Consider the following 13,986-nt stretch of genomic DNA (forward strand, 5'->3'; position numbering starts at 1 on the left):
GCCCACACCACACGCAGCAGTACGCCATGAGGGGTGGACCCAGCCGTGACCTACACCGCACGTGCGCGCCGGGGGGCGTCGGCCAGTAGGAAGGGGTCGGGGCGGCGATGGGTGAGACGGGGGGCCGTCGGGGTCGGCGCCCTGGTCGTCGTCGCCGGCGGTGTCGGCTGGGCCGTGTACGCCAAGCTCGACTCCAACATCACCCCGGACGAGGCCGCCGCCGAGGAACTCGCCCGGTACGAGAAGGAGCGCCCCACCTCACTCGTCCGCGGCGCCCAGAACATCCTCGTCATCGGCTCGGACTCCCGAGCCGGCGCCGGAAACCGCCGCTACGGCAAGGACTCCGGCACCGAGCGCTCCGACACCACCATCCTGCTGCACCTCTCCTCCGGCCGCCGCAGCGCCACCGCCGTCTCGATACCCCGCGACCTCATGGTCGACGTCCCCGGCTGCCGCCGCGCCGACGGCACCCGCAGCAAGCCCATGTTCGCGATGTTCAACTACGCCTTCCAGGTGGGCGGTTCGGCCTGCACAGTCCGCACCGTGGAACGGCTCACGAACATCCGCATGGACCACCACATGGTCATCGACTTCCACGGCTTCAAGGAGATGGTCGACGCCCTCGACGGCGTGGAGATCTGCCTCACGAAGCCCATCAACGACAAGGCCGCCAAACTCAGGCTCCCGGCCGGAAAAGTGACCCTCAACGGCGAACAGGCCCTCGGCTATGTCCGCGCCCGCAAGTCCCTCGGCAACGGCAGCGACACCGACCGCATGGACCGCCAGCAGCGCTTCCTCGCCGCGCTGGTGCACAAGGTGCAGAGCAATGACGTACTGCTCAACCCGGTCAGGCTCTATCCCGTACTGGACGCCGCCACGTCATCGCTCACCACCGACCCCGCCCTGGCCAGCTTGCGCGGTTTGTACGAACTCGCGCGAGGAATGCGCGACATCCCCACCGAACGCGTGCAATTCCTCACGGTCCCCAGGGAGGCATACGTCCACAACGCCAATCGCGACCAGCTCGTGGAGCCCGAGGCCGGGCGGCTCTTCCAGCGGCTGCGCACCGACAACCCGGTGGAAGTCGCGGATTCGCCCGAAATGCACCCTGGGCCGATGCGCAATTTCTCGTACACGAGTTCCCATGACGGCGACGGAAAGTCCTCCCCCGAGCGACCCGACGAGCCCGCCGACCCCACTCCCCCGGCACCCACTTTCCGAGGCAGCACAGCCGCCGAGAACCCCTGCGGGTAAAGCGCTCACCAAGTCGGCGAACCTCAGTTCAAAGAAATGAGACGGATTGCCCAGTTGTAGGGAAGTGGAATTTGTCACCGCCGTCGCTTGACGCTGAACTGGGCGGATAGTGTGAGCGACCCGGTGCTCCCTGCCGTAGTTAGGCTTGCGCACTGTTTGACCGAGACCCGAGCGCCTTGGAGGGGGAAGGCGCCGCGTGGCCCCGACGGAGGATTCAGACAACCGTGGACGCGCAAGGCCGTGGGCGGGCGGACGACATCGATCCCGCAGACCAGTGGGTGCTCAATCCGAACACCGGTGAATACGAACTGCGACTGGGTAATTCCGCTCCGCAGTCACCGGTCCCGGGACCCCGTAGAGCCGCTTCCCGCGCAGGCGCCGCCGCACGTTCGGCCGGTACCACCACCAAGGGCGCGGTGGGCGCCGGCGGTGTGGGTACGGGCAACGGCGCGGGTGCGGCTGCGGGTGCGGGTGCGGGGCGGAATCGGACCGCGGCGCCGGGGCGCCAGACGCGCCAGGCACCGGGCCGCGAGGTCCCGCCGCAGCGCAGGCGCAGGGGGGCGCCGGAGGAGCCACCGCCGGGCCGGCGCGGTCGCAGGCCGGTGAAGAAGAGCAAGGCGAAGAAGGCCGTGCTCTGGACCGGCGGAATAATGGCGTTCGTGGTGGTCGCCGCCGCGACCGGTGCGTATCTCTACATCGAGCACCTCAACGACAACATCCAGTCCATCTCCGACGACGGCGCGAGCACCGGTGGCTTCCAGAAGGACAAGGCCATCAACATCCTGCTCATCGGCACCGACAAGCGCACGGGCGCGGGCAACGAGAAGTACGGCGACTCGGGCAGCGCGGGGCACGCCGACACCACGATCCTGCTGCACGTCTCCAAGGACCGTTCGAACGCGACGGCGCTGAGCATCCCGCGCGACCTCATCATCGACATCCCGGACTGCCCGACCACGCAGGAGGACGGCTCCGAGAAGATCATCGCGGGCGAGACCGGCGTCCGCTTCAACACCAGCCTGGGCCAGGAAGACCGTACGCCCAGCTGCACCGCGCGGACGATCACCGAGCTGACCGGGATCAAGCCGGACAACTTCATGGTGGCCGACTTCAACGCGGTGAAGACGCTGACCACGGCCGTCGGCGGCGTCGAGGTGTGCCTGGCCAAGGACATCAACGACCCCGACTCCAAGCTCAACCTCCCCAAGGGCAAGCACACCATCGAGGGCGAAGACGCGCTGGCCTTCGTCCGCACCAGGCACTCGGTCGGCTTCGGCGGCGACCTGAGCCGGATCGGGCTCCAGCAGCAGTTCCTCAGCGCGCTGATGCGCAAGCTGAAGTCGAACGACACGCTCACCAGCCCGACCAAGATGATCAAGCTGGCCGAGGCGGGCACGAAGGCGCTGACCGTTGACTCCCAGCTCGACACCATCGACAAGCTGAAGGACCTCGGCCTGGAGCTGGGCAAGCTCAACACCAAGAACCTGACCTTCACGACGGTTCCGGTGATCGACAACCCGGCGGAGAAGGTGAAGACGACCGTCGTGCTCAACGAGACGACGGCACCCCAGGTCTTCGAGGCGATCCGGAACGACGTCTCCTTCACCGCGGTCAAGCAGCAGAAGCAGAAGGAGGCCGCCGCCGTGGCCGCCCGGCTCAAGGGCACCAAGGCCGACGCCTCCGAGGTGCGGGTGCAGGTCTACAACGGCGGGGCGCCCGCCGGCAGCGCCCAGGAGACCCTCACCTGGCTGCAGACCGAGGAGGACGTGACCAAGTCGGAGAACGCGGGCAACGCCCCGGCGACGCTGGCGAAGACGACGCTGGAGTACGCCCCGGACCAGGCGGACCAGGCCCGCCGGCTCGCCGAGATCATGGGGCTCTCCGGGTCCGCGATGAAGCCCGGCAAGAGCGTGACCAACTCGCAGGGCCTGCCCACGATGACCCTGACCCTGGGCAAGGACTTCAAGGGCGCGGGCGTGTCCCTCACGGCTCCGACGAAGGCACCCGATGTGGAGAAGTCCACGGCGGACAAGGTCGAGTGCGCGAAGTAACCGGCCGATAGCAGCTCAACGGGCCTGTTCCACCGCCCCCTTGGGGTGGGACGGGCCCGATCCGGTACGTGCGCCGGGGGGGCACGGAGTCCGGCGTACGGAATCTGCGGCGAGGAACGCAACTGTCCCCGTCGCTCGTTGGTCTGACACACGACACGGTGGTGTCAGCCGGCGTTGGCCGGCAGCTCCACGCGGCCGTACCTGGCGCGGATTTTGCCGATGCCCGGCCAACCCGGGTCGGACCCTTGGGGGTCTGACAGGTTGCTGACCGGTGTCGGACAGGTTGGTCTGACATGGTTCGCTCCGCACCGGACAGGGAGGTCCGACCCGCGGAGCGCGGCCGTGTCGGTCAAAGGGTGGGGAAGGGCGAAGAGTTGGCGCAGAGCAGTGTGCGTGGGGAGGCCCCCGCGGTGGACGACACCATGTCGCTCACCCCGCGGGCCGACCAGGACACGTCGGCCGACCAGAGCGGCCGGCACGGTGGCGGGGGTTCCCGGGGCGGCCGGGGAACCGACGGCCGGCCCCGCAGACGGCGGGTGGTGCGCTGGTCGGCGACGGTTCTGGCGGTGGTGATACTGGGCACCGCGGGTGCCGGGTATCTCTATTACCAGCACCTCAACGGCAATCTGAGGAAGGACGACCTCAACATCGGCGACGCGAAGGACCGCGCCGCCGAGACCGAGGCGAACGCGGCCGGCCAGACGCCGCTGAACATCCTGCTGATCGGTTCGGACGCGCGGGACACCGAGGAGAACCAGAAACTCGGCGGCGCCAAGGAGACGTTCGGCGGCACACCGCTCGCCGACGTCCAGATGCTGCTGCATGTCTCGGCCGACCGCACCAACATGTCGGTCGTGAGCATGCCCCGCGACACGCTGGTGGACATCCCCAAGTGCACGGACCCGGACAGCGGGGACGCCTACGAGGCCCGTCAGCGCGCGATGACCAACCAGTCGCTGGGCCGTGGCGGGCCGGGGTGCACCGTGGCCACGTGGGAGAAGCTCACCGACATCCACATCGACCACTTCATGATGATCGACTTCTCGGGCGTGGTGTCGATGGCGGACGCGATCGGCGGTGTCCCGGTCTGCGTCGACAAGAACATCCACTCCAAGGACAGCCAGGGCCACGGCTCCGGGCTGAAGCTGGAGAAGGGCACGACCTACGTCAAGGGCGAGCAGGCCCTGCAGTGGCTGCGCACGCGGTACGGCTTCGAGGACGGCAGCGACCTGGCCCGCGCCAAGGCGCAGCACCAGTACATGAACTCGATGGTGCGCGAGCTGCGCAAGAACGCCAAGCTGAGCAACCCGGGCAAGCTGCGCGCCCTCGCCGAGGCGGCCACCAACGCGCTCACCGTCGACCCCGGCCTGGGCACGGTCGCGAAGCTCTACGACCTGGCCGGCGAGCTCAAGAAGGTGCCGACCTCGCGCATCACCATGACGACGATGCCCAACCGGTACGTCGGTTCGCGCGTCGAGCCCACCGACGACGCCGGCAAGCTGTTCCGGCTGGTGCGTGAGGACATCGCCCTCGACGGCAAGGACAAGAAGAAGACCACCGAGGAGAAGGCGTCCACCGACCCGGCCGCTTCGGACGGCGAGATCGCCGTCCAGGTGCAGAACGGCACCCGCACCGACACCTACGCCCCGGTCTCCGGACGCGCGACCACGGTCGCCGGGCTGCTCGCCGAGAAGGGCTTCGCCCAGGCCGTGGCGGACTCCTCGACGACGCCGGTCGCGGACACCACCGTGGTCCGCTACCCGAGCGCCGACCTCCAGGGCGACGCCCAGCGGGTCGCCAAGGCCCTCGGCATCCCGACCAGCGCCGTGCAGAAGACCACGGACGTCTCCGGCGTCACCCTCGTCGTCGGCGCCGACTGGCGGGAGGGCTCGGCGTACAAGGCCCCGAAGCAGGACGACAGGACGCCGGACACGGCCGAGGCCCTGAACGCCTCGGACACCAAGGCGTGCATGAAGGTGAACCCCGGCTTCACCTGGTGACGGGCACCGCGCCCGGCGGGCTCAGCTCGCGCTGAGGACCGCCGGGCGGCGGGAGGCGATGACCTTCCGCGCCAGCGAACGCGGGCTGGTCAGAAAGCCGTAGCCCCAGGACATGTGCATGGTCGCGAGGGCGACGGGGATCTGCAGACGTGCCTTCAGCGGGAGGCCCTTGCCGGCCGGGAGCGAGCCCGCGGTGATGGCCGCGAGGTAGCCGCCGGGGACCACCAGGGCCCACGGGGTGACCAGGGCGCCCAGCACCAGGCCCGCCGCGATCGCGCAGACCGCCGTCGGCGGGGCGAGGTAGCGCAGGTTGATGGAGCCGGCGTGGTAGCGGGCGACCACGTGGCGCCAGCGGCCGTAGTCCTTGTACTGCTTGGCGAGGGCCTTCACCGACGGCCTCGGACGGTACGACACCTTCAGCTCGGGTGAGAACCAGATGAGCCCGCCCGCCTCGCGGATCCGGAAGTTCAGCTCCCAGTCCTGGGCGCGGATGAACTCCTCGTTGTAGCCGCCCTGTTGTTCGAGGGCCTCGCGCCGGAACACACCGAGGTACACGGTCTCGGCGGCCTGCGCCTCGCCGCCGGTGTGGAAGGCGGCGTTGCCGACCCCGATCCTCGAGGTCATCGCGGCGGCGACGGCGTGCTCCCAGTCGTTCTCGCCCTCGGCGTGCATGATGCCGCCGACGTTCTGCGCGCCGGTCTCCTCCAGGAGCCGTACGGCGGTGGCGATGTAGTTCGGCGAGAGCATGCCGTGCCCGTCGACGCGGACGACGATCGGGTGGCGGGAGGCCTTGATCGCGGCGTTGAGCGCGGCGGGGGTGCGGCCGGTCGGGTTCGGGACGGTGTGCACACGGGCGTCATCGGCGACCAATTCGGCGGCGATCTCGTCCGTACGGTCCGTGGACGGACCGAGGGCGATCACGACCTCCATCTCGCCGGCGTACTCCTGCGCGAGGATCGCTTGGACGGCTCCGCGCAGGTGCCGCTCCTCGTTGAGCACGGGCATGATGACGGACACGGCGGGGAGCTGCACGTCGGGATTGGCGTTCATAGGGGGCTCACGTTACCGCGAACGGGGGACACGGGTGCGCCCCGCCGGGGCCGGTGCACCAGGCAGCAGATCGTATGGCCCTACGGTGCTCACGGATCCCACGTACGGCCCTCAGGGCACGCCCCAGCGGAGGTATCCCTTCATGCCCACGCCGCCCCGCCGCTCTTCCGCCCCCGCGACGCGCAGTCCGCAGCCGCCCCGCGGCGCGGCGCGGCCGGTCGCGCCCGTACGGCGGAGGAGGCCACGCTGGGCCATGCGGGCGGTGACGACGCTGTCCGTCGTGGTGCTCGCCTCCGCGGGGATCGGGCACGCGGTGGTGACCAGCCTGGACGCGAAGATCGCCCGAGTCGACCCGTTCAAGGACATGAAGAACCGGCCGCAGGCCGGGCACGGGATGAACGTCCTGCTCGTCGGAACGGACGGCCGCGACCGCATCAGCGACGAGGAGCGCCGCAAGTACCGGTTGGGCGGGGCGCCCTGTCACTGCACCGACACGATCATGATCGTGCACATCTCGGCTGACCGGGAGCGGGCGAGCGTGGTGAGCCTGCCGCGTGACTCGTACGCCGAGATGCCCTCCGGGGAGGGGCGCGAGGCGCACCCCATCAAGATCAACGCGGCCTACGCGGAGGGCGGCCCGAACCTCACCGTGCGGACGGTCGAGCACATGACCCACGTCAAGATCGACCACTATCTGGAGGTCGACTTCACCAGCTTCATGAAGACGGTGGACGTGCTGGGCGGTGTGCGGATCTGCACCGCCGAGCCGCTGAAGGACTCGTACACCGGGCTGGACCTGCCCGCCGGCGACCACCGGCTGAAGGGCGGCGAGGCGCTGCAGTTCGTACGGGCGCGGCATGTCGACAGCGACTCCGACCTGGGGCGGGTGCAGCGTCAGCAGCGGTTCATGGCGGCGCTGATCGAGCGGGCGACATCGTCCGGGATCCTGCTGAACCCGATGCGGTTCCGGGACGTGACACGGGCGGTGCTGGGGTCGGTGCGGGCCGACAAGGGCTTCGGCACGGGTGAGTTGCTGGACCTCGGGCGGGCGATGCGGAACTTCTCGCCCTCGTCCTCGGAGTTCACGACCGTGCCGATCGGACAGCTGGGCTACAACGTGAAGGGCCTCGGATCCACCGTGAAGTGGGACACCGAGCAGGCCGAGCGCCTCTTCAGGGCCCTGCGCGAGGACAGGCCGCTGTCCGCGCACCGGCCGAGGCAGCGGGCCGTCCCGGTGGAGGTCGCCCCGCAGCAGATCCACGTCCAGGTGGAGAACGGCACCAAGGAGACCGGCCTCGGCAAGCGCGTCGACACGGCGCTGGCGAGGATCGGGTTCCGCACGACGGGACGCCCGCTGCCGGGGACGGAACGCTCCCTGAAGCGCACGGTCGTCGCCCACGACCCCGGCTGGGACCGCTCGGCGAAGAGCCTGGCGGCCGCGCTGCCGGGGAGCGAGCTGCGGGCGGTGAAGGGGCTGGGGCCGACGCTGAAGGTGATCGTGGGCGCCGACTTCAGGCAGGTGCGCAAGGTTCGGGCCGAGGACCCGCTCCAGGGGCATTCCACGGTGGTGCGGGGGGACGAGACGGGGTGCTCGTAGGCCCGATCGTCCCGGCGCGGGGCCTTCGCGCTCAGTCCTCGAAGCCCTCCGCCGCCCGCTTCTCCCGCAGCTCCTTGATCGCGCGACGGCGGGCCAGCCGGTGTGTGCGGCGGATCTGGGCCTCCTGGTAGCGGCGCTTGTCCCGCTCGCTCTCCGGTATCACCGGGGGCACTCGGCGCGGCTTGCCGTCGGCGTCGACCGCCGCGAACACCAGGTACGCGGAGCCGACCTGCGTGGGCGGCGCCGACTCGTTCCAGCGCTCGGCCAGGACCCGTACGCCGACCTCCATCGAGGTCCGGCCGGTCCAGTTGACCTGGGCCTTCACATGGACGAGGTCACCGACGCGGACCGGCTCGAGGAAGGCCATCTCGTCCATGGACGCGGTGACGGCGGGGCCACCGCTGTGCCGGCCGGCCACGGCTCCCGCGGCGTCGTCGACGAGCTTCATGATCACACCGCCGTGCACCGTCCCGAGGAGGTTCGTGTCGTTGTGGGTCATGATGTGGCTGAGAGTGGTACGGGACGCGGATATCAGTTTGCCCGGGATCTCCGGATTGTCCGACTCCGCTGCGGTGACCTGGTCTGTCATGGCGTCCACCTTATGCCGAGCTGACATTCGCGGACTTTGTGTTGGGTTCGCAACAGCCGTGCCTCTATTTTCCGCCGACCCTTGTAAGACACCTGGCCGGGCCCTGCACACTGGGGCGCATGAATGACTGGCCCCAGGCATGGTCCGACGACAACCGCGGCAGCCGTTACGGACGCGGCAGCGCAGGCGCACAGCCCGAGGGCGCGCGCGTGATGCGGCAGGTCCGCCGCGGCTCTGCGGCGCCGCCCGGCCAGGGCTACGGGGGTGTGCCGCAGCAGCCGTCGTACGTGAACGGCCAGGGCCACGGGGGCTACGCCGACGACGGGTACGACAGCGGCTACAACACGGGCCAGGTCTACGGCGGCGGTGGCCCGGGCGGCCCCGGCGACGAGGACAGATACGAGCCGCGGCCCGCGCCGAACTGGCGGCGCCGTATCAAGGTGGGCTCCATCACGCTCGTGACGGTGCTGCTCGTGACGACCGTCGCCACCTACTTCTGGGCCGACTCCAAGCTCAACCGCGATGTCGACCTGTCCAAGGTCATCGAACGGCCGGAGGCGGGCGAGGGCACCAACTACCTGATCGTCGGCTCCGACAGCCGCGCGGGCATGACCGACGAGCAGAAGAAGGAACTGCACACCGGGTCCGCCGAGGGCAAGCGCACGGACTCGATGATGATCCTGCACGTCGGCAGCAACGGCGACACACTGGTCTCCCTGCCGCGCGACTCGAACGTGACGATCCCGTCGTACAAGGGCTCCGACTCCGGCAAGCTCTACGAGAGCACCGGCCGGCAGACGAAGCTGAACGCGGCGTACGCGGAGGACGGTCCCGAACTGCTGGTCCGTACCGTCGAGGCCAACACCGGTCTGCACATCGACCACTACGTCGAGATCGGCTTCGCCGGCTTCGCGAACATCGTGGACTCGGTCGGCGGCGTCGAGATCGACATCCCGAAGGGCGGCATCAAGGACTCCAAGTCCGGGGCCGACTTCAAGGAGGGCAAGCAGACCCTGAACGGCCAGGAGGCACTCGCCTTCGTCCGCACCCGGTACGCACTGGCGGGCTCCGACCTGGACCGTACGAAGAACCAGCAGAAGTTCCTCTCCGCGCTGGCGAACCAGGTGGCGACGCCGGGCACGATCCTCAACCCGTTCAAGCTGTACCCGACGATGGGTGCCGGACTGGACTCCCTGAGCGTCGACAAGGACATGAGCCTGTGGGACCTGGCGTCCATGTTCTGGGCGATGAAGAGCGTCAGCGGCGGTGACGGCAAGTCCATGAACATGCCGATCTCGGGCAACTCCGCCAACGGCAACCTCCAGTGGGACACCGCGAAGGTGAAGCAGCTGGTGGAGCAGCTGAAGAACGACGAGACGGTGACCGTCTCCAGCAAGTGAGCGCACCTGTGACAGCGGTCGAGGGCGCCCCTGCGGGTGCCCTCGAGTGCTGTCAGGCGGTCGTCACATCGTGGCGCCGGCCATCGCGCGGCAGGTCGCGGCACAGCGGCGACACGCCTCGGCACATCGCATCATCTGCGGATCGTCCGGCATGGACATACACGCCTCGGCGCACATCTCACAGGCCGTGGCGCACATCGCGCACATCTCGGCCGACATGGGCGAGCGGCGCATCATCATGTCCGCGCACATCCGGGTCGTCTCGGCGCAGTCCATGAGCGCCCTCATGATCTGCATCTGAGCCTGGCCGCCCATCTGCATGCAGGAGCTCATGGTCTCCTCGCAGATGCTGTGGCAGGTCATGCACGCGTCGACGCAGTCCTGCATCTCCTTGGTCATCGTGGGCATGGTTCCGGGCTGGGTCATGACTCCTCCTGGGGGACGCGGGAGCCCCGGGGCGGGCCCCGTGCTCTTCCGTCCTACGCCCGCCCGCCGCACAGCGCCATCGGGCGGACGCGAACAATTCCGACCAGATGCCGCGCAGGGCACGGACCTTCGCAATCTCCCTCAGACGGCGACAGAGGCCCGAACGGGTGAAGGGCGCCCGGGAGACCCGGACGCCCTTCGACCTCAAACCCCCCGGGGTTACGGCAGGTTGCGCGCCATGACGATGCGCTGCACCTGGTTCGTGCCCTCATAGATCTGCGTGATCTTGGCGTCGCGCATCATGCGCTCGACCGGGTAGTCACGCGTGTAGCCGTAGCCGCCCAGGAGCTGGACGGCGTCCGTGGTGACCTCCATCGCCACGTCCGAGGCGAAGCACTTGGCGGCGGCGCCGAGGTAGGTGAGGTCGGCGTCGCCGCGCTCGGAGGCGGCGGCGGCCTGGTAGGTCAGGGCGCGGGCGGCCGAGATCTTCATGGCCATGTCGGCGAGCATGAACTGGATGCCCTGGAAGTCGGCGATCGGCTTGCCGAACTGCTTGCGCTCCTGGACATAGCCCTTGGCGTAGTCGAGGGCACCCTGGGCGATGCCGAGCGCCTGGGCCGCGATCGTGATGCGGGTGTGGTCCAGCGTCTTCATCGCGGTGGCGAAGCCGGTGCCCTCCTCGCCGATCATGCGGTCCGCCGGGATGCGAACGTTGTCCAGGTAGACCTCGCGCGTCGGGGAGCCCTTGATGCCGAGCTTCTTCTCCGGGGCGCCGAAGGAGACGCCCTCGTCGGACTTCTCGACGACGAAGGCCGATATGCCCTTCGAGCGCTTGGCGGGGTCGGTGACCGCCATCACCGTGTAGTACTCGGAGACACCGGCGTTGGTGATCCAGCGCTTCACGCCGTTCAGGACGTAGTGGTCGCCGTCGCGGACCGCCTTGGTCTTCATGCCGGCCGCGTCCGAACCGGCGTCGGGCTCGGAGAGGCAGTACGAGAACATGCCCTCGCCCTTGGCGAGCGGGGTCATGTACCGCTTCTTCAGGTCCTCGGAGCCGGAGAGGATCACCGGGAGCGAGCCCAGCTTGTTCACGGCCGGGATCAAGGAGGAGGACGCGCAGACGCGGGACACCTCCTCGATCACGATCACGGTGGCGAGCGCGTCGGCGCCCGCACCGCCGTACTCCTCGGGTACGTGCACCGCGTGCAGGTCGTTCGCGACCAGGGCCTGAAGCGCCTCCTGCGGGAAGCGGGCCTCCTCGTCCACCGCGGCGGCGTGGGGCGCGATCTTCGCCTCGGCCAGGGAGCGGATGGCGTCACGGAGCATGTCGTGCTCCTCGGACGGGCGGTACAGGTCGAAGTCAGCCGATCCGGCCAAGGTCTCTCACGCTCCAAGGACGCTGAGTGGCAAGTGTGGTGCTGGCGCTAATTACCGTTAAGTAACTCAAATTTTAGAGGTCGGCCCACGGGAGTGATACGTGAGCTTGGCGACAGCGGGGAAGTTGCCCGTCAGACCCTCCGACTATGCTCAGGCCCGCATGTCCCCGTCCCACTCCCTGGAGTCCTCATGGCCCTCAAGCTCACCGTGATCGGCACCGGTTATCTCGGCGCGACCCATGCCGCCGCCATGGCCGAGCTCGGGTTCGAGGTACTGGGGCTGGACGTGGTGCCCGAGAAGATCGAGATGCTCGGCCGGGGTCAGGTCCCGATGTTCGAGCCGGGCCTGGAGAAGCTGCTGAGCAAGCACGTCGCCGGCATCGAGGGCTCCACCGGGCGGCTGCGCTTCACGATGGACTGGGCTGAGGTCGCGGAGTTCGGCGATGTGCACTTCGTCTGTGTGAACACCCCGCAGAAGCACGGCGAGTACGCCTGTGACATGAGTTACGTCGACTCGGCCGTCGAGTCGCTCGCCAAGCATCTGCGCAAGCCGTGCCTGGTCGTCGGCAAGTCGACGGTGCCGGTGGGCAGCGCGGACCGGCTCGCGGCCCGCATCCTGGAGCTCGCCCCGGGCGGCGGCGAGGTGGAGCTGGCCTGGAACCCGGAGTTCCTGCGCGAGGGCTTCGCCGTCGAGGACACGCTGCACCCGGACCGGATCGTGGTCGGAGTACGCAGCGAGCGGGCCGAGAAGCTGCTGCGCGAGGTGTACGCGACGCCGATCGAGCACGGCTCCCCCTTCGTCGTCACCGACTTCCCGACCGCCGAGCTGGTGAAGACCTCCGCCAACTCCTTCCTCGCCACCAAGATCTCCTTCATCAACGCGATGGCGGAGGTGTGTGAGGCGGCCGGCGGCGATGTCGCCAAGCTCGCGGAGGCCATCGGGCACGACGACCGGATCGGAAGGAAGTTCCTGCGGGCCGGGATCGGCTTCGGCGGCGGCTGTCTGCCGAAGGACATCCGCGCCTTCATGGCCCGCGCCGGTGAGCTGGGCGCCGACCAGGCGCTGACCTTCCTGCGCGAGATCGACTCGATCAACATGCGCCAGCGCGGGCAGATGGTGGAGCTCGCGCGGCAGGCGCTGGGCGGCGGGTCGTTCCTCGGCAAGCGGGTCGCGGTGCTCGGCGCCACCTTCAAGCCCGACTCCGACGACGTGCGGGACTCGCCCGCGCTGAACGTCGCCGGGCAGATCCACCTCCAGGGCGGCCAGGTCACGGTCTACGACCCCAAGGGAATGACCAACGCCCGCCGCCTCTTCCCGACCCTCGGCTACGCCGACAGCGCGGTCGACGCGGTGCGGGGCGCCGATGTCGTACTGCATCTGACGGAGTGGCGCGAGTTCCGCGAGCTGGACCCGAAGGCGCTCGGCGAGGTCGCGGCGGCCCGGGTCATCCTGGACGGCCGCAACGCCCTCGACCCGGAGCTGTGGCGCAAGGCCGGGTGGAACTACCGGGCGATGGGGCGGCCGACGGCCTAGACCGGGTACGGATGACGCCGTTTCGGCCGAGGCTCAGTCGGCCGAAACGGCGTCTTTCGCATTCTGCCGCACATCGCCGCATCACGCCGAATGAATCTTCAACGACCTTTCGGAACCGCTCACTTCGACCGGCCTCACCGCCCGTCGGCTCACTTGGCCCGGTAGCGCCGCATCTTCGCGCGTGCCCCGCACACCCGCATCGAGCACCAGCGACCGCGCCCGGCCGGACTGCGGTCGAAGTACGCCCAGTGACAGTCGGCCGCCTCGCAGGCCTTCAGCCGTGACCAGGTGCCCTCGACCAGGGCCTGGGCGATGGCCGCCGCCACCCGGGAGAGCAGCGGGCCCCCTTCGGCGGCGGCGAGGGTGGCCGAGCCGTCGGTGGCGTCGACCGCGACCACCAGCGGACCGGCGCTCAGCAGATCCCCGAGCGGGGTCACCTCGCGGTGCGCCGGGTGGCCCGCGTGGGCGAGCAGGGCCACGCGCAGCGACTCCCGCAGCTCCCGCGCCCCGGGCACGTCCGCCTCGGCCAGCCCGAAGCGCGCCCGGCCCTCCGCCGTGTCCAGCGAGTCCGCGCCCGACTCCAGGTCCAGCGTGTTGACCAGGGACTCGACCAGGTCCAGACCCCCGGGGGCGGGCGATCTCTCACTCATGGCTGCACGCTATCTCTCGCTTCCACAATCCCGTTGCGACGTTACCTCCAATGCTGGAG

General features: G+C 69.4%; 11 protein-coding genes. 6 read left to right on the forward strand and 5 right to left on the reverse strand.

Going from position 1 to position 13,986, the window contains the following annotated elements:
* Window positions 1–45 precede the first annotated feature (45 nt).
* The 3 genes from ACZ7NC_RS04985 (at window position 46) to ACZ7NC_RS04995 (ending at window position 5,305) form a co-directional block, all read left to right on the forward strand.
* On the forward strand, window positions 46–1,254 hold the full coding sequence (locus ACZ7NC_RS04985; protein ID WP_471484966.1) for an LCP family protein: 1,209 nt from the start codon (window positions 46–48) through the stop codon (window positions 1,252–1,254).
* A 224-nt stretch (window positions 1,255–1,478) separates the two neighbouring features.
* Entirely contained in the window at window positions 1,479–3,305 is a 1,827-nt protein-coding gene (locus tag ACZ7NC_RS04990) for an LCP family protein (protein WP_471484968.1), read from the forward strand.
* Window positions 3,306–3,727: 422 nt separating this feature from the next.
* A complete protein-coding gene (locus ACZ7NC_RS04995; RefSeq protein ID WP_471485370.1) occupies window positions 3,728–5,305 on the forward strand; it encodes an LCP family protein in 1,578 nt (525 codons plus the stop codon).
* 21 nt (window positions 5,306–5,326) lie between these two features.
* Here the strand turns inward: ACZ7NC_RS04995 and ACZ7NC_RS05000 are convergent, their stop codons facing one another.
* On the reverse strand, window positions 5,327–6,355 hold the full coding sequence (locus ACZ7NC_RS05000; protein ID WP_471484970.1) for a glycosyltransferase family 2 protein: 1,029 nt from the start codon (window positions 6,353–6,355) through the stop codon (window positions 5,327–5,329).
* 142 nt (window positions 6,356–6,497) lie between these two features.
* Between ACZ7NC_RS05000 and ACZ7NC_RS05005 the strand changes: the two genes are divergently transcribed.
* Complete coding sequence (locus ACZ7NC_RS05005) at window positions 6,498–7,952, forward strand: LCP family protein (protein WP_471484972.1); 1,455 nt, start codon at window positions 6,498–6,500, stop codon at window positions 7,950–7,952.
* 31 nt (window positions 7,953–7,983) lie between these two features.
* Here ACZ7NC_RS05005 and ACZ7NC_RS05010 read toward each other — a convergent pair whose 3' ends face one another.
* Window positions 7,984–8,541 (reverse strand): acyl-CoA thioesterase, encoded by a 558-nt coding sequence (locus ACZ7NC_RS05010; RefSeq protein WP_471484974.1) that lies wholly within the window; start codon window positions 8,539–8,541, stop codon window positions 7,984–7,986.
* Between the two features lie 119 nt (window positions 8,542–8,660).
* On the opposite strand from ACZ7NC_RS05010, the gene ACZ7NC_RS05015 reads away from it, so the two are divergent.
* Entirely contained in the window at window positions 8,661–9,941 is a 1,281-nt protein-coding gene (locus ACZ7NC_RS05015; protein WP_471484976.1) for an LCP family protein, read from the forward strand.
* A 63-nt stretch (window positions 9,942–10,004) separates the two neighbouring features.
* Here the strand turns inward: ACZ7NC_RS05015 and ACZ7NC_RS05020 are convergent, their stop codons facing one another.
* Both ACZ7NC_RS05020 and ACZ7NC_RS05025 read right to left on the reverse strand, forming a co-directional pair.
* Window positions 10,005–10,367: a four-helix bundle copper-binding protein gene (locus ACZ7NC_RS05020; protein WP_471484978.1), complete on the reverse strand. Its 363-nt coding sequence runs from the start codon at window positions 10,365–10,367 to the stop codon at window positions 10,005–10,007.
* Window positions 10,368–10,586: 219 nt separating this feature from the next.
* Entirely contained in the window at window positions 10,587–11,744 is a 1,158-nt protein-coding gene (locus tag ACZ7NC_RS05025; protein WP_471484979.1) for an acyl-CoA dehydrogenase, read from the reverse strand.
* Window positions 11,745–11,933: 189 nt separating this feature from the next.
* On the opposite strand from ACZ7NC_RS05025, the gene ACZ7NC_RS05030 reads away from it, so the two are divergent.
* On the forward strand, window positions 11,934–13,277 hold the full coding sequence (locus tag ACZ7NC_RS05030) for a UDP-glucose dehydrogenase family protein (protein ID WP_471484980.1): 1,344 nt from the start codon (window positions 11,934–11,936) through the stop codon (window positions 13,275–13,277).
* Window positions 13,278–13,426: 149 nt separating this feature from the next.
* Here the strand turns inward: ACZ7NC_RS05030 and ACZ7NC_RS05035 are convergent, their stop codons facing one another.
* Window positions 13,427–13,927, reverse strand: coding sequence for a CGNR zinc finger domain-containing protein (locus ACZ7NC_RS05035; RefSeq protein ID WP_471484982.1), 501 nt, complete (start codon window positions 13,925–13,927; stop codon window positions 13,427–13,429).
* Between the last annotated feature and the right edge of the window lie 59 nt (window positions 13,928–13,986).

Source organism: Streptomyces sp. NPDC111802, assembly GCF_055634335.1.

What these genes read in the sequence shown, in the direction of transcription:
- ACZ7NC_RS04995 (WP_471485370.1), top strand. Translation starts at nt 3,728, where the DNA reads ATGTCGCTCACCCCGCGGGCCGACCAGGACACGTCGGCCGACCAGAGC.
- ACZ7NC_RS05000 (WP_471484970.1), bottom strand. Translation starts at nt 6,355, where the DNA reads ATGAACGCCAATCCCGACGTGCAGCTCCCCGCCGTGTCCGTCATCATG.
- ACZ7NC_RS05005 (WP_471484972.1), top strand. Translation starts at nt 6,498, where the DNA reads ATGCCCACGCCGCCCCGCCGCTCTTCCGCCCCCGCGACGCGCAGTCCG.
- ACZ7NC_RS05010 (WP_471484974.1), bottom strand. Translation starts at nt 8,541, where the DNA reads ATGACAGACCAGGTCACCGCAGCGGAGTCGGACAATCCGGAGATCCCG.
- ACZ7NC_RS05015 (WP_471484976.1), top strand. Translation starts at nt 8,661, where the DNA reads ATGAATGACTGGCCCCAGGCATGGTCCGACGACAACCGCGGCAGCCGT.
- ACZ7NC_RS05020 (WP_471484978.1), bottom strand. Translation starts at nt 10,367, where the DNA reads ATGACCCAGCCCGGAACCATGCCCACGATGACCAAGGAGATGCAGGAC.
- ACZ7NC_RS05030 (WP_471484980.1), top strand. Translation starts at nt 11,934, where the DNA reads ATGGCCCTCAAGCTCACCGTGATCGGCACCGGTTATCTCGGCGCGACC.
- ACZ7NC_RS05035 (WP_471484982.1), bottom strand. Translation starts at nt 13,927, where the DNA reads ATGAGTGAGAGATCGCCCGCCCCCGGGGGTCTGGACCTGGTCGAGTCC.